Consider the following 21,247-nt stretch of genomic DNA (forward strand, 5'->3'; position numbering starts at 1 on the left):
CCGCGGCTCCTAGTAGGCGAAGGTGCGGTCGACGGCGTCGAGCACCCGGTCCAGGTCGGGCAGGAAGTGCTCCTCCAGCTTCGACGCCGGGTACGGCGTGTTGAAGCCGCCGACCCGCTGCACCGGTGCCTCCAGCGAGTAGAAGCACTCGCTGGTGACACGCGCGGCGATCTCCGCGGACGGGCCCAGGTTCGTCGGCGCCTCGTGCACCACGACGAGCCGCCCGGTACGCCGGACCGACTCGTACACGGGGTCGAGGTCGAGCGGGGACAGCGAGCGCAGGTCGACGAGTTCGAGCGAGCGGCCGTCCTCGGCTGCGGCGTCCGCGGACTCGCGCAGAACCCGGATCGTCGGCCCGTACCCCACGACCGTGCAGTCGGTGCCGGCCCGGAACACCCGGGACGCGAACAGCGGCTCGGCGGAGGCGACCGGCGCGTCCAGGTCCACCTCGCCCTTCTCGTAGTAGCGCGCCTTCGGCTCCAGGAACACGACCGGGTCGTCGCACCGCACCGCCTGCTGGACCATGAAGTACGCGTCGCGCGGGGTGGCGGGCGTGACGACCTTCAGCCCGGCGGTGTGCGCGTAGTACGTCTCGGGGGACTCGGAGTGGTGCTCGACCGAGCCGATGCCCCCGCCGTACGGGATGCGGATGACGACGGGCAGCGTGATCCGGCCGCGGGACCGGTAGTGCATCTTCGCCAACTGGTTCGTGACCTGGTCGAACGCCGGGTACGAGAACCCGTCGAACTGCATCTCGCAGACCGGCCGGTACCCGCGCATGGCCAGACCGATCGCGGTACCGACGATGCCGGACTCGGCGAGCGGCGAGTCGAGCACCCGGTCCTCGCCGAAGTCCTTCTGGAGGCCGTCGGTGATCCGGAAGACGCCGCCGAGCCGGCCCACGTCCTCGCCCATCAGCAGGACCTTCGGGTCGTCCTCCAGCGCGCGGCGCAGCCCCAGGTTGAGCGCCTTGCCGATGGTGAGCTGCTGCGCCCCGGTCAGCGGAATCTGCTGCTTCGCCATCAGTGACCCTCCCCCGCGAAACTGGCCTGGTAGTCCCGGAACCAGGCCCGCTCGGCGTCCTGCAGCGGCGAGCCCTCCGCGTACACGTGCTCGAACAGCATCTCGGGCGTCGGGTCCGGCATGTCGATGACGTACTCCCGGAGCCGGCCGGTGATGCGGTCGGCGTCCGCGTCGACGGCGGCGAAGAAGGCGTCGTCGGCGATCTTCTGCTTCTCCAGGAACGTGCGCACCCGGGCGATCGGGTCGCGCTGCTTCCACGTCTCGACCTCGCTGCCGTTCCGGTAGCGCGTCGGGTCGTCGGTCGTCGTGTGCGGCCCCATCCGGTACGTGTACGCCTCGACCAGCGTCGGTCCCTGGCCGTGCCGCGCCGCGTCCAGCGCGTGCCGCGTCACCGCGTAGCAGGCCAGTACGTCGTTGCCGTCCACGCGTACGCCGGGGAAGCCGTAGCCCGCGGCCCGCTGGTAGATCGGCGTCCGCGTCTGCCGCTCCACCGGCTCCGAGATCGCGTACTGGTTGTTCTGGCAGAACAGCACGACCGGCGCGTGGTACACCCCGGCGAACACGCACGCCTCGTGCACGTCGCCCTGGCTCGACGCGCCGTCACCGAAGTACGCGATGACCGCCTCTCCGTCGTCGGTGCCGACCTTCCCGTCGTACCCGATGCCCATCGCGTAGCCGACGGCGTGCAGCGTCTGCGCGCCGATGACCAGCGTGTACAGGTTGAAGTTGTGCTCGCTGGGATCCCAGTCGCCGTGGTCGGCGCCGCGGAACAGCCCGTGCGGCGCGGTCGGGTCGACGCCACGGCACCACAGCACCCCGTGCTCCCGGTACGTCGGGAACGCCATGTCCTGCTTGCGCAGCGCGCGGCCGGAACCGATCTGGGCGGCCTCCTGGCCTTCCAGGCTGGCCCAGATGGCCAGGTGACCCTGCCGTTGCAGCGCCGTCGACTCCAGGTCGAGTCGCCGCACGATCACCAGGTCGCGGTAGAGCCCCCGGTACTCCTCGTCGGTGAAGTCGACGGAGTAGTCCGGATGGTCCACACGCTCGCCGTCGGGGCTGAGCAGTTGCACGAACTCGGGGTCCGGCGTGGGCCCCTGGAGGGCCACCTCGTCGTCCCGCTTCGACGCCCGGCGCGTGCGCCCGGTGCCGGAGCGGGGCCTCGTCGAGGGTTTGTCACCCATGTTCGATCCCTCTCCCTCCGCTGTGCCGCCAGTGCGGGGTCACCGCACGTGCGACGTGTCCGTAGTGCCGCGCGGACCCCGGTTGGGGGTACGCCCGGCGGGAGCGTCGGCGCAGAGGGCCGGATCGCGGGTGTGCCGCGACGGTCGGCCCCGTTGCCGATTGCCTTCCAGCATGGCAGAAGCCGTGACCGTGGCCACAGCCTGTCGGCCATGGTAAGCGGTCGAACGGCCGCTGCCGGCTCGGTGGCCGTCCAGGGGTCCGGGGAGAACCTACGCGACCGTAACCTTCTTTACCAGCGTTCAGGTGGCGGCCTGGGGTCGGCGCGTGTCGATCGCCATGCTTGCCGGCGCTGTCCGGCCGTGGCAGCCTCCTCCATCTAGGCAACTGTGTGTATACAACGTCGACACAAAGTGCAACAATGACCAGGTAGGGCGGCATGTACTCCACCGCCTGACACGACCAGACCAAGCCGACACACCATCGGTACGGCCGCGTCGCGTGCGTACCGAGCATGTCGACGCGGGCGGGCCGAGCCGATCGACCACGCGACAAACCGGGCGCCGCAGCTCGGCCGCCCGCAACCCGGGCCGGCCGGACCGCGGCGCCGACGCGAAGGGAGACGCCGATGGCGCGGGTGACGGTCACCACGTCCGGAGCGTACGGGCGCGCGAGCCGGCGTTCCGGGGCTCCCGCGGACGTGACATCGGGGGCTACTCTCACCGGCGTGCCTGAGCCGAACGAGGCGCCGCGGTTACGCCGCGCCACCGGATTCGGGCCCGCCGCCGACTCGCGGCTTCCCCTTATGTCGGACTTGATCGCCCTGGTCCGTACCGCCCGCGTCCGGCTCACGGTCCAGCGCGGATCCGACCGGGTCGACGGCCGGCGCATCACGCTCGTCCTGGCCAGCCTCGCCGTCCTCACCGTGGCCGCGTCCACCGTCCTGATGGCCGCCGGTACGGACCGGCTGCGCAGCGCGCCGCTCGCCAGCACCACACCGTTCCTGAACCGTCCCGGTGCCGGACGGGTCGTCGTACCCGACGGGGCACGGGACGGCACACCACACGGCGCCGGCGGCGCGGCCCGTCGTACGGCGCGGAAGGACCGGCCCACCGTCGTACCGCCGGTCGGGCCGCCCGTCGGGCCCGCCGCCCGTCCCGCGGTCCGGCCCGTCGGACTGCCCCGGACGCCGGAGGTCGCGCACCGCGTGCCACCGCGTACCGTGCCCGTCCCGCCGGCCGGATGGCGTTTTCCGGCACCGTCCGTCCCGGTCCCGCCGCCCGCCGGCCCGCGCCCACCCGAATCCGCCGGTACGCCCGGCACCGCGCTCCCGGTCCCGCTGCCGGACGCACCCGCGTACCGGCTGCCGGTCGTGATCCCGGCCCCCGCCGGACTGCCGGACTGGTCCGACTTCCTCCACACCCCGGTGCCGGGGCCCGGGACCGGCGCGTCGTGCGGGCTTCCGCCGGACCCGACCCCGCCCGCGTACGGGAGCGCGCCGGTCACCACGGCGCCTTCGTACGGGAGCGCGCCGGTCACCAGGCCCCGCGTACGCCCCGCCGAGCGGGGTGAGCGCCCCGTGGAGGCGATCCCGCCCGTGGCGCGTGACCGTTCCCTGGCGCCGACTGCGGGCGAGAGCCGTTCCATCACGGTGCCCGTGGGCGAGGGCCGTTCCGTGACGGTGCCTGGGGCCGAGAGCCGTTCTGTCGGGGTGTCGGTGGCGGACAGGCGTGCGGCCGCGCGGTCCGCGGCCAACGTCCGTACCGCGACGCGGCCCGCGGCCGAGTCCCCGTCGGCGGCCGGCAGTCGTTCCGCGGAGGCGGCGGGTCGTTCCGGGGCGCCGGGCGCGGTCCAGGTGCGTACTCACGGGCGGGGGCGTGCGGAGGCGGGGCGGAACGGTGCGCACGCCGCAGTACCGGCCGCGCGGTCGGGCGGGGCGTCCGCTGCGGGGCGCGCCACGGCCCGCGGCCCGCGCCACCTCGTACGCCACTGACCGCGCCACCTTGCGCGCCTGACCGCACCATCTCGTGCGCCGCTGACCGAGCCACCACCCCGTACGCCACCGGGTCCGTGCATCGCGCGGGCGCTGGCCACGGTCCGGATCTTTGGCCGCGGCACCGCGCCTGGCGAGTACGCGGTGCTGTCAGGGGCGCATGCGGGCGTCGAGCCAGGCGCGTACGGCGGTGTCGTCGGTGGGGTCGACGCCGTCGGCGATCATGGCGCGGGCGACCTGGGCGGCGGTGACGTGCTCGGTGTCCGCGCCGACCATCGACTCGGCGAACGCCGGGATGTGCTCGCTGACCGCGTCCTGCGTCGCCCGTACGGCGTGGTCGGGGAGGCCGGAGCGGCGCCCGGCGTACGTGACGAAGGCGATGAGGACGGTCGGCAGCCAGCGGGTGCAGTCCTCGTCGATGACCGCGGACCGGGGCGCCCAGTCGAGCAGGAACAGTTCGACCGCGATGGGGCTCCAGCGCAGCGGGTCGTTGCGGTGCTCGGCCAGGGAGTACTCGACGATCAGGCGGGCGCACGCCTCGACGACGGCGCGCGGCGCATCCTCCAGCTCGCCCTCGGGCGAGGCGAGGAAGTCCTCGACGATGCCGGCGAGGTCGGAGGCGTCCGGGGTGGGCGTGCCGTCGAACGCGGGCAGTACGGCGAGGCGGGCGAGCACCGCGCAGCGTTCCTCGGCGAGGCCCTGCGCCTCGGGCAGTGTCGGCAGCCGGTCGGTGGCGGCGAACAGCTCGGCGACGCGCAGCCCGACGGTGGCGGCGTCGACCTCGGCGAGCAGCAGGTCCTCGTCCTCGGCGGCGCTCTTCCGGCAGTCCGCGAGGATGCCGTCGGGGTGCAGCGACGCCCAGCAGTCCTTCACGATGCCGAGGTTGAAGTCGACCAGTACGCAGACGGCGTGCGGCGGTCCGCCGAGCGTGCCGTCCGCGTACTCGAAGGCGAGGATGTATTCGGTCTGGTCGCCGTACACGTCGCTCATCGCCCAGGCGCTGGTGCACGTGACGGCCCCGGCCGCGGCGGCCCAGGCCGGGCCCTTGCGGCCGGCGAGCAGCTCGGCGGCCCGTTCCCGGGCGTCGGGCGGCGCGACCGCGGCGAGGCCGGCGAGCAGCGCGCCGGACAGCGTGTCGTCCCGGCCGGCCAGCTCGGCGAGCAGGTCGTCGCAGAAGCGGGCCACGGCGCCGGCACGGTCCTCGTCGGCCGCCGCGTACGCCCCGCCGAGCAGGGCGGACACCGCCAGTTCCGCGTCGTACGCGGTGTCGAGATCGGCGATCGGGGCACAGGCAGCGAGGATCGGGGCGAAGAAGTCGGAACGGGGCTCCCGCCGCGTCGGCCGGGCGCGTCGCGCGCCGGGCTGGCCGGGCCGGGTGTTGCCGCCGCCGGGTCGTCCTCGTGAGGCTGACATCACCAAAGCGTACGCGGGGCCGGGTCACCGGGTGACCGGCGGCCCGGCCAACCGGTCACTGTCCACTGTGGACGTTACGGAGCGCGGCGCGGGCCCGCTCGTACGCGGACAGCTCCGTGCGCACCGGCCCCCGTACGCACTCCGTCGCCGCGTCGGCCACCGCCTGCCGCAGATCCGCCTCCGTCGTCCGCCGGTACTCCCGCGCACCGGCACGTACCAGCGGCACCGACACCAGGGCGAGCAGCACACCGAGGCCCAGACCGCCCAGCAGGAGCAGCAGGGGCAGCTCGTACGGCGTGGGGACGGTGGGCCAGCCCATGGGCTCGGCGAGCGCGGCCGCCAGCAGCCACAGACCGCCCGCCACCGCGCAGCCGCCCAGCACCCACTGCGCCACCGTCATGCCCAGCCACCAGCCCGGACGCGTCGCGCGGGCCCGGGACGCCAGCCGGGACAGCCGCTCCACCAGCGCCGACGCGTGCGTCGCCACCGCCGTACGAGCGGCGCCGAGCCACGTCGCGGGCAGCGTGCCGGCCGCCGCGTCGAGATAGCCGCGGAGCACGCCGGTGAGGCCGAGACGGCGGGACGCCCGGCGCTCCGCCGACCCGGCCGCGGGCACCGGCCGGGCCGCCGCGCGCTTCGTCGCCGGATCCTCCAACCAGTCCAGGTCGTACCGCTCCTGTTCGAGCTGACGGCTCGGGTCGCGCCCACCCAGCGCCCACCGTACGAACAGCCAGCCCGTCGCGCGCCGGCCACGCCGCCGGAAGTCCTGCTCCGACGTGTCCAGCAGCCCCGGTACGCCCGCCAGCTCCGCCAGCCGGTCCGGCAGCTCGGCGCCCGCGCGCTCCTCCGCGGCGAGCGCGTCCGTACCGTCCGGCCCGGTCAGCTCGGCCAGCCCGCCCGACACCGCCGCCAGATCCGCCTCGATCCGCCGTACCGACGCCTGCCGGTCGGACACCGCCGACGCCAACACGCCGCGCAGCTCCGCCACACCCGCCCGGGTACGCGCCGAGGTCAGGTGCAGCGGCGTCGCCCGCAGCCCGTCCTCCACCAGCAGCCGGCCCAGATCCGCCGCGCACTGCTGCGCGTCGTCCGGCGTCAGCTTGTCGATCTGGTTCAGCACCACCGCCGTCGACGACTCCCGCGCCACCAACGGACTCAGGTACTTCTCGTGCAACGTGCGGTCCGCGTACTTCTGCGGATCCACCACCCAGATCACCAGGTCGACCACGCCCACCAGCCGGTCGACCTCCGCCCGGTGCGCCTCCTCGATCGAGTCGAAGTCCGGCAGGTCCAGCAGTACCAGTCCGCGCAGCGCCTTCTGCGCGTCGCCGTCCAGCACGCTCTCCCGCACCGTCCGCCGCCGCTCCGGTACGCCCAGCCAGTCGAGCAACTCCTCCGCCCCGTCCGGATCCCAGACGCAGGCGTGCAGCTCGCCGGTCGTCGGCCGGCGCACCCCGACCCGGGACAGGTCCAGCCCGGACAGCGCGTTGAACAGGCTCGACTTGCCGCTGCCCGTCGTGCCCGCCAACACCACCACCGTGTACTGGTCGGTCAGCTCCAGCCGCTCGCCCGCCCGGCCCACCAGCTCCCGCGCCGCCGCCAACTGCCGCGCCGGCACCCGCTCCTCCGCCGCCGACACGAACTCCGACAGCGCCGCCAACCGCGCCGCCACACCCCGCGTACCGTCCGCGGGCGGTCCCGCCGGTGCCCGCCTGCGGTCCGGCGCCCGGTGCGCGCCACCCGCCGACGCAGCATGCCGCGCCGCCTCCGCCTCCGCCGGCAGCGCTGTCGTCTCCGCCGGTAGCGGTGCCGTCTGTGCCGGCTGCGGTGCCGTCTGTGTCGGCGCGGCGCCAGCGTCGGCGGGCTCGGTGACGCGCGGGATCTCGCCCGTCTCCGCCCGCCCGGTCGGCAGTACGTGCTCGTCGGCCTGACCGTCCCGGGTACGTGCCGGCTTCCGCGCCGTCGACGGCTTCCGCGTACTCGACGCCCGCCGCGTACCGGGCGCCCGCCGCGCGCCCTTACGCCCGGCCGCTGCGTCACTCCCGCCCGCCTCGTGTACGGCTGCCTGGGTGCCCCCCGGCTCAGCGCCGTTTCCGCCCGCGTCCCCGCCCTGTTCGACCGCGCCGCCGACATGACCTGCCGCGCCGATGCCATCTTCAGGCGTGCGGCTCGCGTTGCGTGCGGCGCCGACGCCGTGCTCAGCCGGCCCACCGTTGCGTGCGGCGCCGACGCCGTGCTCAGGCTTGCGGGTGGCGTTACCTGCCGCGCCGATGTCGTGGTCGGCCGTACCACCGGCGTTGCGTGCCGTGCCGATGCCGTGCTCCGGCGTGTCGAAGACATGGCCGGTCGCGTCGCCTTGCCCGGCAGTGGTGTGGTCCGCCGTGCCGTCGCCTCGTCCCGGTACTCCACCGGCGTTGCCTGTCGGGCCGCCTTGTCCGGCCCCGCCGGTCGCGGTGTCGGCTTCCCCCGACGCGTCGATCCCGTGGCTGGTGCCGCCTTGCCCCGCAACGCCGTCTCGCCGGGCCGCGCCGGTGGTACGGCTGGTGGCGCCGTCGCCGTGGCCGGCAGCGCCGCCAGCGTGACCGGAGGTGGTGCCGGCCGGATCCGGTGCGGCGCTCCGCGCGGCCGCGCCGCGGGGCCGGCCGGCGGGGTGGTCCGCTCCGGCCACGCCGCCGGGCGTACCGCTGGCGTCAGCGTCGTCCCGTCCCGCGACCTCGCCGTCCGGAGCCGCAACCGCGCCGGCCCGACCCGCCGTACCGCCAGGCTGGTCGGCCGTACCGTGGGCGTCGTCGGCAGCACCCGTGTCGGGCTGATCCGTGGTCTCCTGGCTCCTGGCCTCGTTCGCCGCGCGGCGACTGGCACGCCGGGCCCGCCAACCCCGCCGGGCCGGTGGCGCCGCGTCGTCGGACGGGCCGTCCTGCGCGGCACCGCCAGCCTCCGGTACGCCCCCCGTCGAGTCCGCCGCCGCGGGTGCCGGCGCGTCGTCCGGGTCGATCGGGTCGTCCGAGGCCAGTTGCTGAAGCCACGCCTTCACGTCGGCGTCGCTGTCCCCGGCATCCCGGCGTGCGGCCGAGTCGGGCCGGATCATGCGCCCTCCCGCGCTGTCGTGTCTCCCGTACCGGCCGGCTCGTCCCGCCGCACCGCTGGCTCGGCGGCCTCCTGCGTCCCGCGTACCGCCGCGTCCACCGTGGCCTCGGGCGGCTGCGCCGTCTCGTTCCCTTGCGCCACAACGGATTCGTCGTACGCCTCGGCCTTGTCCCCGGCCCCGCCGCCCGACTGCGCCGCGCCGGGCTTCCCGGTCGTCACGTGCTCGTCCGCGGACTCCTCGGTCGAAGCGCGGTTCACAGCGGCAGGCTGGTCGGCAGTACCGTCGTCCGCCGCAGGCCCGTCGGGCGATGCGTGCTCGTCCACCGCCGCAGGCCCGTCGGCGGAACCCTGGTCCGCCGGCACGAGGTCCTCGCTCGAAGCCTGGTCCGCCGGCACGGGTTCGTCGGCCGAAGCCTGGTCCGCCGGCACGGGTTCGTCGGCCGATGCGCGTTCCGCTGACGCAGGCTCGTCGCTCGAAGCGTGGTCCGCCTCCGCGCGCTCGTCGGCAGAGCCGTGGTCCGCCGGCACAGCATCGTCGGTCGAAGCGCGGTCCGCCGGCACGGGTTCGTCGCGCGAACCGTCGTCCGCCGCCGCAAGCCCGTCGGCAGAGTCGTGGTCCGCCGGCGTGGCCCCGTCGGCCCCACCCTCCGGTACGTCCGCCGGTCGAGTCGGCTCCGACCCAGCCTGCTCCGACGCCCCGCCGTCGACATCGAGCGCGTCGGCCCGACCGTCGCCGTTCGGAGTCTCGCCGAGGTCGTGCGGCTCCCCGGCCGCGCCCGACTTCCGTACTGCGCCAACCGATCCGGGCCCCTGCGCCGCCTCCGACTCGTACGCCGCTCCCGGCCCATCGGCCGGCCCGGCCTCGGTCTCGTGTACCGCTCCGGACTCAGCGTCCGGCTCGTGCGCTGATCCTGCGTCGTCGGTCGACCCAGGATCGCGCGCCGCCTCGTACCTCTCGGTCGGGACGGTCTCGTGCGCAGCCTGCGGGCCGTCGTCCGGTTCGTGCGCCGGCTCCGGATCGTCGACCGGCTCGGGCGTCGCTCCCGGCTCGTCGGCCGACTCTGGCTCGTGGGTCGATGCGGGCCGGTCCGTTGGCGCAGGCTCGTCGGCCCCGCCTTCCGGTACGTCCGCCGGTTGAGCCGGCTCCGTCCCGGCCCGGTCCGACTCCCGGCCGCCACCACCGGGAGTCCCGGCCCGGCCGGCACTGGACGTCACCCGTTCCGCGTCGGGCTCGTTCGCCTGTACGGCAGGCGAACCGTCGCCGTCCGCGTGCGTCGCCGGTTCGTGCGGCTGATCGGCCGCCACCCCGGCGGGCTCGGCACCGGGAACGGGCCGCCGTGGCGGAAGCAGCTGCGTACGCGCGGTCTCGGGTTCGGCCGGATCGCCGTCCCGGCCCGCACCGGCACTCGCCGATGGTCCGGGCGCCGCACCGCCGGACCCGTCACCCGAGCCCGCACTCGCCGCGGCCACGGGGCCGCCGTCGGAGCCGGACTCTGCCGGGATCTCCGGTGCCGTGCCGGTCGACACCGGATCCGCGACGCCGGCATCGTGCGTGTCCGTACGGGCGGCGCCGTCGGACAGCACCTCGGAACGCCGCCGTTCGCCGTCGCCGGGATCGGGCGCGGTGCCCGCACCGTCGACCACCCCGGCGTCGTCCGTACCGGCGGGGTGGAAGATCGGGTCGTCCGGGCCGGGCAGGTCGACGGACGACGCGGCCGGTGCCGGCGGCGCCGGAGGTACGGGTGCCGGCAGCGGGTGGTACGCGGGGGCGAGCGCCGCGGCCGTCCGCGCCGGCCCGAGCGCGACCGCCGCGGTACGGAGTCGTTCGCCGGTGGCCTCGTCGACGGTGACCCGGTTGAGGACCGCGTCGTACCGCCTGCGCCGGGTGTCGGTGAGCGCGTGGAAGCGGGTGGACAGCTCCTCGCGGGCGCGGGTGGTGAGCCGCCGGACGACCGGGTCGGCGAGGACGGTGTCGAGCATGGCGCGCTCGGTGCCGGTCGCCGCGGTACGTGCCGGCGCGACGAGGACCGCGACGAGCACGAGCAACCGCACCGCCTGCAACGTGTACGAGGTCTGGCGGGCGACGGAGCGCTGCCCGGAGTCGGTGCGTACCCAGTCGAGCAGGTCGTCGAACCAGGTGGCCACGGGGTCGTCGGGATCGGGGTCGCCGACGTCGGGGAGCAGGGCGGTGCCGGCGGGCGTGGCGGACCAGGCGTCGGCGGTCTGCCGCGCGGCGTCGGTGAGCGTGTCGGTGAACAGGGTGCGCAGCGCGGCCTCCGCCGCGGGGACGAACCGGCTGCCCGGCTCGGAGCGCCCGGCGAGCGACACGCTGAGCTGGTCCCAGAGCCGGCCGGAGCGTGACCGCACCGCGCGCAGCAGCTCGCCGCCGGCGATGAGTTCCTCCCAGCGGGCGGCCAGCTCGCCGCCGAGCAGCCCGCCGTCCCGGATCGCTTCGTCCATTGTGGACACCGCCGTACGGTGCGCGGCGTGTGCGGTGGCGCGCAGTTCCTCGGCCGCGCGGAGCTGCTCGTCGGACTCGTCGGCGAGGGCGACGAGCCGCTCGGGCAGCGTACCGACGGCGCCGTCGAGGGTCTGCCGGGCGATGGCGGCCGACTCGTGCGCGTCGCCGGCGAGCCGCAGCAGCCAGTCGCGGAGCGGGGCGACCGCGTCGTCGGGCAGCAGCCCCTCGTCGTCGGTCGCCGACTCGGCCAGCTCGAACACCGGCGCGTCGGCGAGGTCGGCGTCCTCCAGCAACGACCGCAGATCCCGTCGTACGGCCCGGCCGGCGTCCGGCGGCACCCGGTCGAGGACCACCGCCACGGCCACGTCCCGGTCCCGCGCGGCGTCGAGGACCTGCCACGCCGTCTCGTCCGCGTACCGCGTGGCGGTGGTGACGAACAGCCAGAGGTCGGCGGCGGCCATGAGTTCGGCGGCGATGTCCCGGTTGCCGGCCACGACGGAGTCGATGTCGGGCGCGTCGAGCAGTGCCAGGCCGGACGGCAGCGCCGGCGCGGTCACCACCTGCAGGTGCCGGCCGGCCGGCGGGTTGCCGCCGGTCCGCGCGAACGTGGGCAGCAGGTGTGGCCGGCCGAACCACGCGGCGTCGGCGCCGCTGGCCGCGAGTACCGGAGCCTTGGTGGTCGGACGCAGCGCGCCGGACCGGCTGACGGGCGCCCGGACGAGGCTGTTGACCAGCGTGGACTTGCCCGCGCCGGTCGGCCCGCACACGACCACGAGCAGCGGCCCGGACAGGGTGTCCAGCCGCGGCCGCAGGTACGCGTCGAGCTGCCCGGTGATCTCCCGCGCCGTCCGCCGTGCCTCCTCGGCGCCGGCCGTGGTCAGGGCGAAGCGCGCGCCCGCCACCGCGTCCCGTACGCCGCGGAGGGCTTCGGCGAGCACCGCCGTACCGAGGGCGTCGAGGTCGGCGGACGCGGCCGGTGGACCGGGGACAGCACCGGACGCCGGCGGGGTCTCGTGCCCCGTCGGCGTCTCCTGTTCGTCAGGTACCGCGCGCGCCAGGCCGGGAGACTCCGTCGACCGCGCGGAATCCTGCGCGGACCTCGACCGGGTGTCCTCCGGCCGGCCGCCCTGTCGGCCGCGCGCGTCGTGGGCGCGGTCGGGTCGGCCGCCCGGAGCGGAATGATGATCTCCGGCTGGTGCGACGCCGGTACCCCCCTGCGTCGTCACGGCTCAAGGGTGCCCGATCGATGATCCGGACGACAACGCACACGCCCCACAGCGGGCCGGGTTTCGCCCGAGGAACACCTCGGATGCCGAAAAACAACCCCATCCGAGTACTTTTCAGGCATGGCTGGCATCGGGTCCTCCAGACGGCCCGTTTTCCCGGCGGTACGCTGCCCGCCCGGTAACGCGGATTGTCCCGCCGCCGACATCGTGCAACGGGACGGTATGGGAGAGTCGAACGATAGTTGTGGACTATTCTCCACGTACCGGTGTTTACCGATCTCAACGGGGCATAGGTAGCTAATGCACGGTAGAAGAGACACGAGGGTACGCTCCGGCGTCGCGGACGCCGCGGTCGCGGTGCGCCCCACCGGGCCCGTACCCGCCGCGGCGGGTGCCGACACCGCGTCGGCGGGCACCGACGCGTCCGGGCCCGCGCCACGGGTCGTGCCGGCCGCCGAGCCGACCGCGGTCACCCGCGAGCAGGGGCTCGCCGCGCTGGCCGCCGCGTACCGGCAGCTGACGGAGACGGTGGCGGGCCGGCCGGACGCGGACCTGATGCGGCCGACCCGGTGCACCGGCTGGTCGGTCGTCGACGTGCTCTACCACGTGCTGCTCGACGGGCAGCGCGCGCTGATCGCCCTGGCCACCCCCGACGACGGGGTCGCCGACACCGACTTCATCACGTACTGGCGGGGTTTCCCCGGTGGTCCCGGCCCCGGCGAGCACGCCCGCGCCGTACGGATCGCCGCGTCGGCGTTCCGGCCGCGGACGCTGGTGCAGCTGTGGGACGAGACGTCGTCGGCGGTGGTCCGCGCCGCCCGCAGTACGGCCGCGGACAGTCGGCTGGTCACCCAGCGGCACGTGCTGACCCTGCCCGACCTGCTGGCCACGCTCGCGGTCGAGGCCAGCGTGCACCGCCTCGACCTCACCGTCGACCTGCCCGACGCGTCCGACCCCGATCCGGTACCGCTGGCGCTGGTGCGGCGCACGCTCGACGGGCTGCTCGGCGCCGGCGTACCGCGACCGGACTGGCCGGACCGGGAGTACGCGTTGAAGGGCACCGGGCGGGAGCCGCTGACCCCGGCGGAGCAACGGATCCTGGACGGCAGCCGGTTTCCGCTGTTCGGCTGATTCCGCTGTTCGGCTGATCGGCGGCGCGGATCGGTGCGCCGGCACGGGTTCGCGTCGCTGCCCGGCGGTCCGCGGAGACTGTCGACGGTGGCCCGGTGCGGCTACTGTCTAGTCGCGCGGACCTCGCGCCACCCCCGCCTCCGTCAGCCGAGGCACCCGCCCGGAAGGCTGTACCGCCGTGACACAACCCCCGTACGACCCGTACTCCGGTTATGGCAACGGACCCGGATACGGCCAGCAACCCGGCTACGGTCAGCAGCCCCAGCCTGGTTACAGCCCGCCGCAGCAACCCGGCTACGACCCGGCGTACGGGCAGCCCGACCAGTCCTGGCAGCAGCCCGACCCGAGCCAGCAGTACTACGGCGACGCGAACCAGCAGTACTCCAGCGTCCCGATCTCCGGCGGCGGCTACAACGACCCGTACGCGCAGCCCCCCGCCCCGGATCCCTACGCGCAGCCGAGCGCCCCGCCGTACGGTCAGCCCGGCGCCGCGCCGTACGGTGCGCCGCAGTACCCGCAGCAGCCGGTCCCGGCGTACCAGCCGCCCGCGCCGTCCGGTGGGAACCGGGGTCTGCTGATCGGCGGGCTGGTCGGTGGCGGCGTGCTCGCGGTCGTGGTCATCGTGGTGATCGCGGTCGTGGCGCTCTCCGGTGGCAACAAGCCGGATCCGAAGCCGACCCAGGCCGCGGGATCGTCGACGCCGTCCGCGTCGGCCTCGCCGTCGCCGAGCGAGTCGGACAGCGCACCCTCGGGCGGCGGCGGGACGTACACGGCGCCGACGAAGATCGCCGACAAGGTCGACTGGTCGCCCTTCGAGTCCGGGTACGGCAAGGGCAACGGCAACCCGATCGAGGACGACTCGACCACCGGGGACAGCAAGCTGCTCGTGGTGACGCAGTCGTTCGGCGACTACAGCGGGGACACCGCGATGGTGTCCGTGGTCGGCGCGTTCTACACCGACGGCGACGGCGCCTCCCGGCTGTACGACTACTACCACGACCAGGGCTCCAGCTCGGTCAAGTCCGGTGCCAAGAAGGACGTGCAGATCGGCGAGAAGGCCTTCGAGTACGTGGAGGACAGCAGTTCGAGCGACAGCATCTCCCGGCTCGACCTGATCGTGCTGGACGGCAACCTGGTGCTGAAGTTCACGCCGATGGTCACGAAGTCCGGGTCCGGGTCGTGGTCGGACAGCGACCTGGACAAGGTGCGCGGGCAGATGGAGCAGGCCGCCAAGGGCACCCTCGACAAGCTCGGCGGCAACTGAGCGGCGCCGCGCCGCGACGGATCCAACTGCCGCGCGCGCGACCCTGCCCCGGCATCCGATCACCGGCTAACGTCGGTGATCGGATGTCTGGAGGGGGTCGGCATGGAGTTGCGCAGTCACCAGTGGTTCGCCGAGCAGGGCCGCAACGGGTTCATCCACCGCTCGTGGATGCGCAACCAGGGCTTCTCGGCGGAGGTGTTCGACGGGCGCCCGGTGATCGGGATCTGCAACACGTGGTCCGAGCTGACGCCGTGCAACGCGCACCTGCGGCGGGTGGCCGAGGCGGTCAAGCGGGGCGTCTGGCAGGCCGGCGGTTTTCCCGTCGAGTTCCCGGTGATGTCGCTGGGTGAGCCGCTGCTGCGGCCGACCGCGATGCTGTTCCGCAACCTGCTGTCGATGGACACCGAGGAGTCGATCCGCGGCAACCCGGTCGACGGCGTGGTGCTGCTGTCCGGCTGCGACAAGACCACCCCGGGCACCATCATGGGCGCCGCCAGCGTGGACCTGCCGACCGTCGTCGTCACCGGTGGACCGATGCTGAACGGCAAGTTCCGCGGGTGCGACCTCGGCTCCGGTACGGGGGTGTGGCAGCTGACCGAGGATCTGCGCGCCGGTCGGATGACTCCGGAGGAGTACCTGGACGCGGAGTCCGGGATGTCGCGCAGCAACGGGCACTGCATGACCATGGGTACCGCGTCCACGATGGCGTGCCTGGCGGAGGCGCTCGGCCTGCAACTGCCCGGTTCGGCGGCGATCCCCGCCGTCGACTCCCGGCGGTACGCGACGGCGCAGCGCGCGGGGCAGCGGATCGTCGCGATGGTCGGCGAGGACCTGCGGATGTCGCGGATCGTGACCCGGGCGTCGTTCGCGAACGCGGCCCGCGCGAACGCCGCGCTCGGCGGCTCGACGAACGCGATCATCCACCTGCTGGCCATCGCCGGCCGGCTCGGCATCGACGTCACGCTGGACGACCTGGACGGCTGGGCCCGGGACGTACCGTGGCTGGTGGATCTTCAGCCGTCGGGGAAGTACCTGATGGAGGACTTCTACTACGCGGGCGGGCTGCCGGCGGTGCTGCGTGAGCTGCTGCCCGTGCTCGACGGCGACCAGCTGACCGTCACCGGGCGCAGCATCGCCGACAACGTCGCCACCGCCCCGCGGTACGGCGAGGTCATCCGGCCGTACGCGGAGCCGTTGGGGGTGGGGGCCGGAACGGCCGTGCTGCGCGGGAACCTGGCGCCGGACGGCGCGGTCGTCAAGCAGTCCGCCGCCTCGGAACGGCTGCTGCGGCACTGCGGGACGGCGCTCGTCTTCGACTCGATCGAGGAGTACGACGCGGCGAAGGACGACCCGGAGCTGCCGGTCGACGCGGACACCGTGCTGGTGCTGCGCAACTCCGGGCCGCGCGGGTACCCGGGGATGCCGGAGGTGGGGAACCTGGAGCTGCCGAAGCGGCTCATCGACGCGGGGATCGACGACGTGGTGCGGATCTCGGACGCGCGGATGTCCGGCACCGCGTACGGGACGGTCGTGCTGCACGTGGCGCCGGAGGCGGCGGTCGGCGGGCCGCTCGCGCTGGTGCGTACCGGGGACCGGATCGAGCTGGACGTGCCGGCGCGGCGGCTGCACCTGGACGTACCGGAGGCGGAGCTGGCGCGGCGTCGGGCGGAGTGGCGGGCGCCCGAGCCGTCGTACGACCGGGGTTACGCGCGCCTCTACGTCGACCACGTACTCCAGGCGGATCGGGGCTGTGACCTGGACTTCCTGGCCGGCGGGTCCGGTTCGGGGGTGGCCCGGCAGTCGCACTGACCCCGTTCGGTGACGGGGGCGTGACGTGGCGCCGCCGGCGACGTTGTACCCGCCGGAGGAGATCATGGACAAGTTCGGACTTTCCCTGCTGCCCGCCGCCGCGGAGGCGGGACTCGACACGATCACCGTGAGCCGGCACGTGCCGGTACTGCGGCGCGACGTCGGCCGGCACGACACCACGCTCGCGGTCGCCCAGTGCACCGAGCCGAACCGCTTCATCCAGGGTGACCTCGTACTGCTGCTCACCCGGTGCCGGCTCGTCGTCACCCGCCGGGTCCGCGTCCTGGACCGGGTCCGCCCGTACCTCTCGGTCGGTCTGACCGAGATGTCCGACGCGACCTGGCAGGTACGCGAGCGTCTCGCGCTGATCGACTTCACGTTCCGGGCCGACGACCGGGCCCACCACCTGTGGGTACGCGCGCCGTACCCGGGGCAGCTCGACCGGCTCGCCGGCGTGTTCCACCGGGTGTTCACCTCGACCCCGATCCCGCGCCAGCGCGCCGCGGGCTAGACTCGCCAGCGTGTCGCGTCTGTATCGGTGGTTTAGCTCGCCGGCCCTGGATGGGGTCGGGCGCGCCGCCGTGGGCTGACGCCACCAACCATCCAGAGCCGGCAGAAGGCAGGGGACGACTCCCCTGCCTTTCGCTTTCCCCGTAGCAGGCCGGCCGGGTGGCACTCAGTGCGGTCTGCGGAAAGGTCGAGACCCATGGAACCGCTCCGAGATCGCCGCATCGAGGCCGTGCGCCCGCTGGTGCAGCCCGCCCTCCTGGCCGAGGAGCTGCCGCTCACCGACGCCGCCGCCGAGACGGTACGGGCCGGCCGGCGCGCCGTCACCGGCGTCCTGTCCGGTACGGACGACCGCCTGCTCGTGATCGTCGGCCCGTGCTCGGTGCACGACCCGGCCGCCGCGCTGGAGTACGCGGGGCGGCTCGCCGAGGTGACCCGGGAGCTGGACGACGACCTCGCGATCGTGATGCGGGTGTACTTCGAGAAGCCGCGCACCGTGGTCGGCTGGAAGGGCCTGCTGAACGACCCGCACCTGGACGGCAGCTTCGACGCCAACACCGGGCTGCGGGTCGGCCGCAGGTTGCTGCTGTCCATCTCGGCGCTGGGCCTGCCGGTGGGCTGCGAGTACCTGGACCCGATCCTGCCGCAGTACCTGGCGGACACGGTGAGCTGGGGCGCGATCGGCGCGCGTACGGCGGAGAGCCAGGTGCACCGGCAGCTCGCGTCCGGCCTGTCCATGCCGATCGGCATCAAGAACGGCACCGACGGCGGCATCGCGGTCGCCATCGACGCGGTACGCGCGGCCGCCGTGCCGCACGTGTTCCCCGGCATCACCGAGCACGGTGTCGCCGCGATCATGCAGACCACCGGGAACCCGGACTGCCACGTGATCCTGCGCGGCGGGCGGTCCGGACCGAACCACGACGCGGCGCACGTGGACGCGGCGCTCGCCGACCTGCGCGCGGCGCGCCTGCCGGAGCGGCTGATCATCGACTGCTCGCACGGCAACAGCGGCAAGGACCACCGCCGGCAGCCGGGCGTGGCCGCCGACATCGCCGCCCAGCTCGCCGCCGGCCAGACCGGCATCGCCGGCGTGATGCTGGAGAGTTTCCTGGTCGACGGCCGGCAGTCGCTCGGGATCGAGGGCGGCACCACCGACCTGACGTACGGTCAGAGCGTGACGGACGCCTGCATGGGCTGGGACATGACCGTGCCCGTACTGCGCGAGCTGGCCGCCGCGGTCCGGGCCCGCCGCGCGGTGCGTTCGGGTGCCCTGACCTGACCCGTACGGTGGCGTGACCGGGCCGAGACCGGGCCCGGTCACGATCGCGCAGGGAGGGACGGTGGCACAGGGACTCGTACTCGTCGTCGAGGACGAACCGGCGATCGCCGAGCTGGTCCGGCTGTACCTGAGCCGGGACGGTTTCGGGGTGACGTGCTGCGGCGACGGCGAGTCCGCCCTGGCCGCCGTACGACGGGACCGGCCGGTCGCGGTGGTGCTCGACATCCGGCTGCCCGGCATCGACGGTACCGAGGTGTGCCGGCGGATGCGGGCGGCCGACGACTGGACCCCGGTGCTGTTCCTGACCGCAGCCGACGACGAGGTCGACCGCATCGTCGGCCTCGAACTCGGCGCCGACGACTACGTCACGAAGCCGTTCAGCCCCCGCGAACTCGTGGCCCGGCTGCGCGCCGTGCTCCGCCGTACCGCGGGGCCGCAGGCGGCGCACCGGGTGTACCGGGTGGGTCCGGTCACGGTGGACACCGAGCGGCACCGGGTCACCGCGGGCGACGCGGACGTGCGGCTGACGACCACCGAGTTCGACCTGCTGGCGCACCTGATGGCGCGACCGGGCCGGGTGTTCACCCGGGAGGAGCTGCTCGCCGCCGTCTGGGGGTACGCGGCGCAGGCCGGCACCCGCACCGTCGACGTGCACGTCGCTCAGGTACGCGCGAAGCTCGGCGCGGCCAGCCCGATCCGTACGGTCCGCGGGGTCGGGTACGCCGCCGAGGTAGCGCCGTGACCGGCGGCCCGCCCCCGCCCGCCGCGGAGGTTGCGCCGTGACCGGCGGCCCGCCCCGGCCCGCCGGCAACCCCAACCCGCGCGCGCCCGCCGCCGTGGGACCGAGGCCCGCGGCGCCGCGGGGCGGGATCGTGTGGCGGTCGACGCTGGTGACGTGCCTGGTCGCGCTGATCTCCGTGCTGGTCACCGCGGCCGTCGCGGTACCGCTGGCGCGGTCGGCCGCGCTCCGGGCGGACCGGCACAACCTCGCGGAGCAGGCCGACCTGGCGACCGCGCTGCTCGGCCCGCGCGTCGGCCAGCCCGTACGGTCCGAGGCGCTGGCGCGCCGGCTGCGCCAGTACGGGCTGGAGTTGTCGCTGGTCAGCGATGGTCGGGCGGACCGCCGCTGGGTGCCGGCGCGGGTGGCACGGGCGGTGTCCGACGGCCGCGCGGTCGACACCACCGGCGTACGCGGCGGGCACCGCATCCTGCTCGCCGCCCGCCCGCTGGCCGACGGTACGGGTGTGGTCCTGGCGCAACGGGCGCCCGGCGTACTCCCGGCCGGTGCGGTGCTGTCGTTGGGACTGGCGCTGCTGGCCGGGCTGGTCGCCGGGGTGGTGGCGGGCGCGTTGCTGGCGCGCCGGCTGTCCCGCCCGATCCGGCACGCGGCGGGCGCGGCACGCCGGCTGTCCGCGGGCGACCGGACCGTACGCCTGCCGGTCGAGGCGCCCGCTGAGGTCGCCGAACTGTCCGTCGCGCTGAACGGGCTGGCCGCGGCGCTCGCCGAGAGCGAGGGGCGGCAACGTGACTTCCTGCTGTCGGTGTCGCACGAGCTGCGCACCCCGCTGACCGCGATCCGCGGGTACGGGGAGGCGCTGGCCGACGGCGTACTGCCGGGCTCGGACCAGCCGCCCGTCCGCGAGGCGGGCCGGACCGTACTGGCGGAGGCGGGCCGGCTGGACCGGCTGGTCACCGACCTGCTCGCGCTGGCCCGGCTGTCCGCGCAGGACTTCCCGATCGAGGTCGTGGACGTGGATCTGGTGGAGCTGGCCGGCGCGGCGGTCACGGCGTGGCGGCCGCGCTGCGCGGAGGCGGGCGTCGACCTGCGTGCCGAGCTGCCCGACCATCCGGTACGCCTGCGTACCGATCCGGGCCGCCTCCGCCAGGTGGTCGACGGCCTGCTGGAGAACGCGTTCCGGGTGGTACCGGCGGGTGCGCCGCTGGTCGTCGCGGTCCGCGCGCCCGGCACCGTGGAGGTACGCGACGGCGGGCCGGGACTGTCCGACGAGGACCTGGCCGTCGCGTTCGAGCGGGGCCGGCTGTACGCGAAGTACCGCGGGGTGCGGCCGGTCGGTACCGGGTTGGGCCTCGCGCTGGCGGCCCGGCTCGTCGCGCGGCTCGGCGGCCGGATCACCGCCGACCACGCCGCCGAGGGCGGCTCCCGTTTCACCGTCACGTTCTGACGCCGCCGGCCGAAAGCCTTACCGAGTTCGTACACGGCGTTGACGGGGTTCGCGCCGAACCGGACGAGCCTGTACGTGGGGCCGCGCGGACGCGGCGCTGACGTACGCGATCGGAGGGGTTGACATGAAGCGTCGGTGGGCGGTGACGGTGGCCGTCGGTGCGGTCGGTCTGGTCGGACTCGCGGGCTGCGGGGCGAGCGCGGCGGGCACGACCGGCAGCGCGGAGGACCAGGCGATCCACGCGCTCGGCATCTCCGACACCGGGCAGCCGCAGCCGTCGGGCTCGGCCACGCCGAAGTCGCCGGACAACAGGTCGCACGACGGGAAGCACCGGCATCCGCGGCTGAACCGGTACCTGCTGCGGCACACCCTGCACGGCGACGTGACGGTACGGACGAAGAAGGGCCCGGTGGACGTGGCCGTGCAGCGGGGCGAGGTCACGTCGGTCAGCGCCACGTCGATGACGGTGAGGTCGTCGGACGGGTTCTCGGAGACGTGGACCCTCACCGGCGGTACGAAGGTGCGCGCGGACCGGAAGGCCGCGAGCCGGTCGGCCATCACGAAGGGCGAGCAGATCGGCGTCGCCGGCCGGCAGAGCGGCAACACGGACACCGCCCGGCTGGTCGTCGTGATCAAGAAGTAACGGCCGGATCGGGGTCGGCGTCCCTTCCGCCCCGCGTACGCCATGC

The 21,247-nt window shown here is 74.7% G+C and carries 14 protein-coding genes; 9 read left to right on the plus strand and 5 right to left on the minus strand.

Annotated elements, in window-relative coordinates; translation table 11 throughout:
• Window positions 1-9: 9 nt before the first annotated feature.
• Window positions 10-1,023, minus strand: coding sequence for an alpha-ketoacid dehydrogenase subunit beta (locus Aru02nite_RS21025; protein ID WP_203660235.1), 1,014 nt, complete (start codon window positions 1,021-1,023; stop codon window positions 10-12).
• Window positions 1,023-2,204, minus strand: coding sequence for a pyruvate dehydrogenase (acetyl-transferring) E1 component subunit alpha (gene pdhA, locus Aru02nite_RS21030; RefSeq protein WP_203660237.1), 1,182 nt, complete (start codon window positions 2,202-2,204; stop codon window positions 1,023-1,025). Before pdhA ends, Aru02nite_RS21025 begins: the two co-directional genes overlap by 1 nt.
• A gap of 803 nt (window positions 2,205-3,007) precedes the next feature.
• On the opposite strand from pdhA, the gene Aru02nite_RS21035 reads away from it, so the two are divergent.
• Entirely contained in the window at window positions 3,008-4,195 is a 1,188-nt protein-coding gene (locus tag Aru02nite_RS21035) for a hypothetical protein (RefSeq protein WP_203660240.1), read from the plus strand.
• A gap of 150 nt (window positions 4,196-4,345) precedes the next feature.
• Here Aru02nite_RS21035 and Aru02nite_RS21040 read toward each other — a convergent pair whose 3' ends face one another.
• The 3 genes from Aru02nite_RS21040 to Aru02nite_RS21050 are packed head-to-tail and all read right to left on the minus strand — an operon-like array spanning window position 4,346 to window position 12,382.
• Window positions 4,346-5,608 carry a hypothetical protein gene (locus tag Aru02nite_RS21040; protein WP_203660242.1) on the minus strand — a complete coding sequence of 421 codons (1,263 nt, stop codon included), beginning with the start codon at window positions 5,606-5,608 and terminating at the stop codon, window positions 4,346-4,348.
• A gap of 55 nt (window positions 5,609-5,663) precedes the next feature.
• Window positions 5,664-8,696 carry a GTPase gene (locus Aru02nite_RS21045; protein ID WP_203660245.1) on the minus strand — a complete coding sequence of 1,011 codons (3,033 nt, stop codon included), beginning with the start codon at window positions 8,694-8,696 and terminating at the stop codon, window positions 5,664-5,666.
• On the minus strand, window positions 8,693-12,382 hold the full coding sequence (locus Aru02nite_RS21050) for a hypothetical protein (RefSeq protein WP_203660247.1): 3,690 nt from the start codon (window positions 12,380-12,382) through the stop codon (window positions 8,693-8,695). Before Aru02nite_RS21050 ends, Aru02nite_RS21045 begins: the two co-directional genes overlap by 4 nt.
• Before the next feature lie 300 nt (window positions 12,383-12,682).
• On the opposite strand from Aru02nite_RS21050, the gene Aru02nite_RS21055 reads away from it, so the two are divergent.
• The 8 genes from Aru02nite_RS21055 (at window position 12,683) to Aru02nite_RS21090 (ending at window position 21,201) form a co-directional block, all read left to right on the plus strand.
• A complete protein-coding gene (locus tag Aru02nite_RS21055) occupies window positions 12,683-13,513 on the plus strand; it encodes a maleylpyruvate isomerase N-terminal domain-containing protein (protein WP_203660249.1) in 831 nt (276 codons plus the stop codon).
• Window positions 13,514-13,691: 178 nt separating this feature from the next.
• Window positions 13,692-14,777: a hypothetical protein gene (locus tag Aru02nite_RS21060; protein WP_203660252.1), complete on the plus strand. Its 1,086-nt coding sequence runs from the start codon at window positions 13,692-13,694 to the stop codon at window positions 14,775-14,777.
• 102 nt (window positions 14,778-14,879) lie between these two features.
• Window positions 14,880-16,586 (plus strand): IlvD/Edd family dehydratase, encoded by a 1,707-nt coding sequence (locus Aru02nite_RS21065; RefSeq protein WP_203660254.1) that lies wholly within the window; start codon window positions 14,880-14,882, stop codon window positions 16,584-16,586.
• 64 nt (window positions 16,587-16,650) lie between these two features.
• Window positions 16,651-17,097 (plus strand): hypothetical protein, encoded by a 447-nt coding sequence (locus Aru02nite_RS21070; RefSeq protein ID WP_203660256.1) that lies wholly within the window; start codon window positions 16,651-16,653, stop codon window positions 17,095-17,097.
• A 195-nt stretch (window positions 17,098-17,292) separates the two neighbouring features.
• Window positions 17,293-18,375: a 3-deoxy-7-phosphoheptulonate synthase gene (locus Aru02nite_RS21075; protein WP_203660258.1), complete on the plus strand. Its 1,083-nt coding sequence runs from the start codon at window positions 17,293-17,295 to the stop codon at window positions 18,373-18,375.
• Between the two features lie 61 nt (window positions 18,376-18,436).
• Window positions 18,437-19,117, plus strand: coding sequence for a response regulator transcription factor (locus tag Aru02nite_RS21080; RefSeq protein WP_203660260.1), 681 nt, complete (start codon window positions 18,437-18,439; stop codon window positions 19,115-19,117).
• 37 nt (window positions 19,118-19,154) lie between these two features.
• Entirely contained in the window at window positions 19,155-20,558 is a 1,404-nt protein-coding gene (locus Aru02nite_RS21085; protein ID WP_373324931.1) for a HAMP domain-containing sensor histidine kinase, read from the plus strand.
• Between the two features lie 124 nt (window positions 20,559-20,682).
• Entirely contained in the window at window positions 20,683-21,201 is a 519-nt protein-coding gene (locus Aru02nite_RS21090) for a hypothetical protein (RefSeq protein ID WP_203660262.1), read from the plus strand.
• The last annotated feature ends 46 nt before the right edge of the window (window positions 21,202-21,247 follow it).

Origin of the sequence: Actinocatenispora rupis, assembly GCF_016861975.1 — a bacterium.
GTDB lineage: Bacteria > Actinomycetota > Actinomycetes > Mycobacteriales > Micromonosporaceae > Actinocatenispora > Actinocatenispora rupis.

Excerpts from the sequence above, each read along its gene's own strand:
- Aru02nite_RS21025 (WP_203660235.1), bottom strand. The coding sequence starts at position 1,023 with ATGGCGAAGCAGCAGATTCCGCTGACCGGGGCGCAGCAGCTCACCATC.
- pdhA (WP_203660237.1), bottom strand. The coding sequence starts at position 2,204 with ATGGGTGACAAACCCTCGACGAGGCCCCGCTCCGGCACCGGGCGCACG.
- Aru02nite_RS21035 (WP_203660240.1), top strand. The coding sequence starts at position 3,008 with ATGTCGGACTTGATCGCCCTGGTCCGTACCGCCCGCGTCCGGCTCACG.
- Aru02nite_RS21040 (WP_203660242.1), bottom strand. The coding sequence starts at position 5,608 with ATGTCAGCCTCACGAGGACGACCCGGCGGCGGCAACACCCGGCCCGGC.
- Aru02nite_RS21045 (WP_203660245.1), bottom strand. The coding sequence starts at position 8,696 with ATGATCCGGCCCGACTCGGCCGCACGCCGGGATGCCGGGGACAGCGAC.
- Aru02nite_RS21055 (WP_203660249.1), top strand. The coding sequence starts at position 12,683 with ATGCACGGTAGAAGAGACACGAGGGTACGCTCCGGCGTCGCGGACGCC.
- Aru02nite_RS21065 (WP_203660254.1), top strand. The coding sequence starts at position 14,880 with ATGGAGTTGCGCAGTCACCAGTGGTTCGCCGAGCAGGGCCGCAACGGG.
- Aru02nite_RS21070 (WP_203660256.1), top strand. The coding sequence starts at position 16,651 with ATGGACAAGTTCGGACTTTCCCTGCTGCCCGCCGCCGCGGAGGCGGGA.
- Aru02nite_RS21075 (WP_203660258.1), top strand. The coding sequence starts at position 17,293 with ATGGAACCGCTCCGAGATCGCCGCATCGAGGCCGTGCGCCCGCTGGTG.
- Aru02nite_RS21090 (WP_203660262.1), top strand. The coding sequence starts at position 20,683 with ATGAAGCGTCGGTGGGCGGTGACGGTGGCCGTCGGTGCGGTCGGTCTG.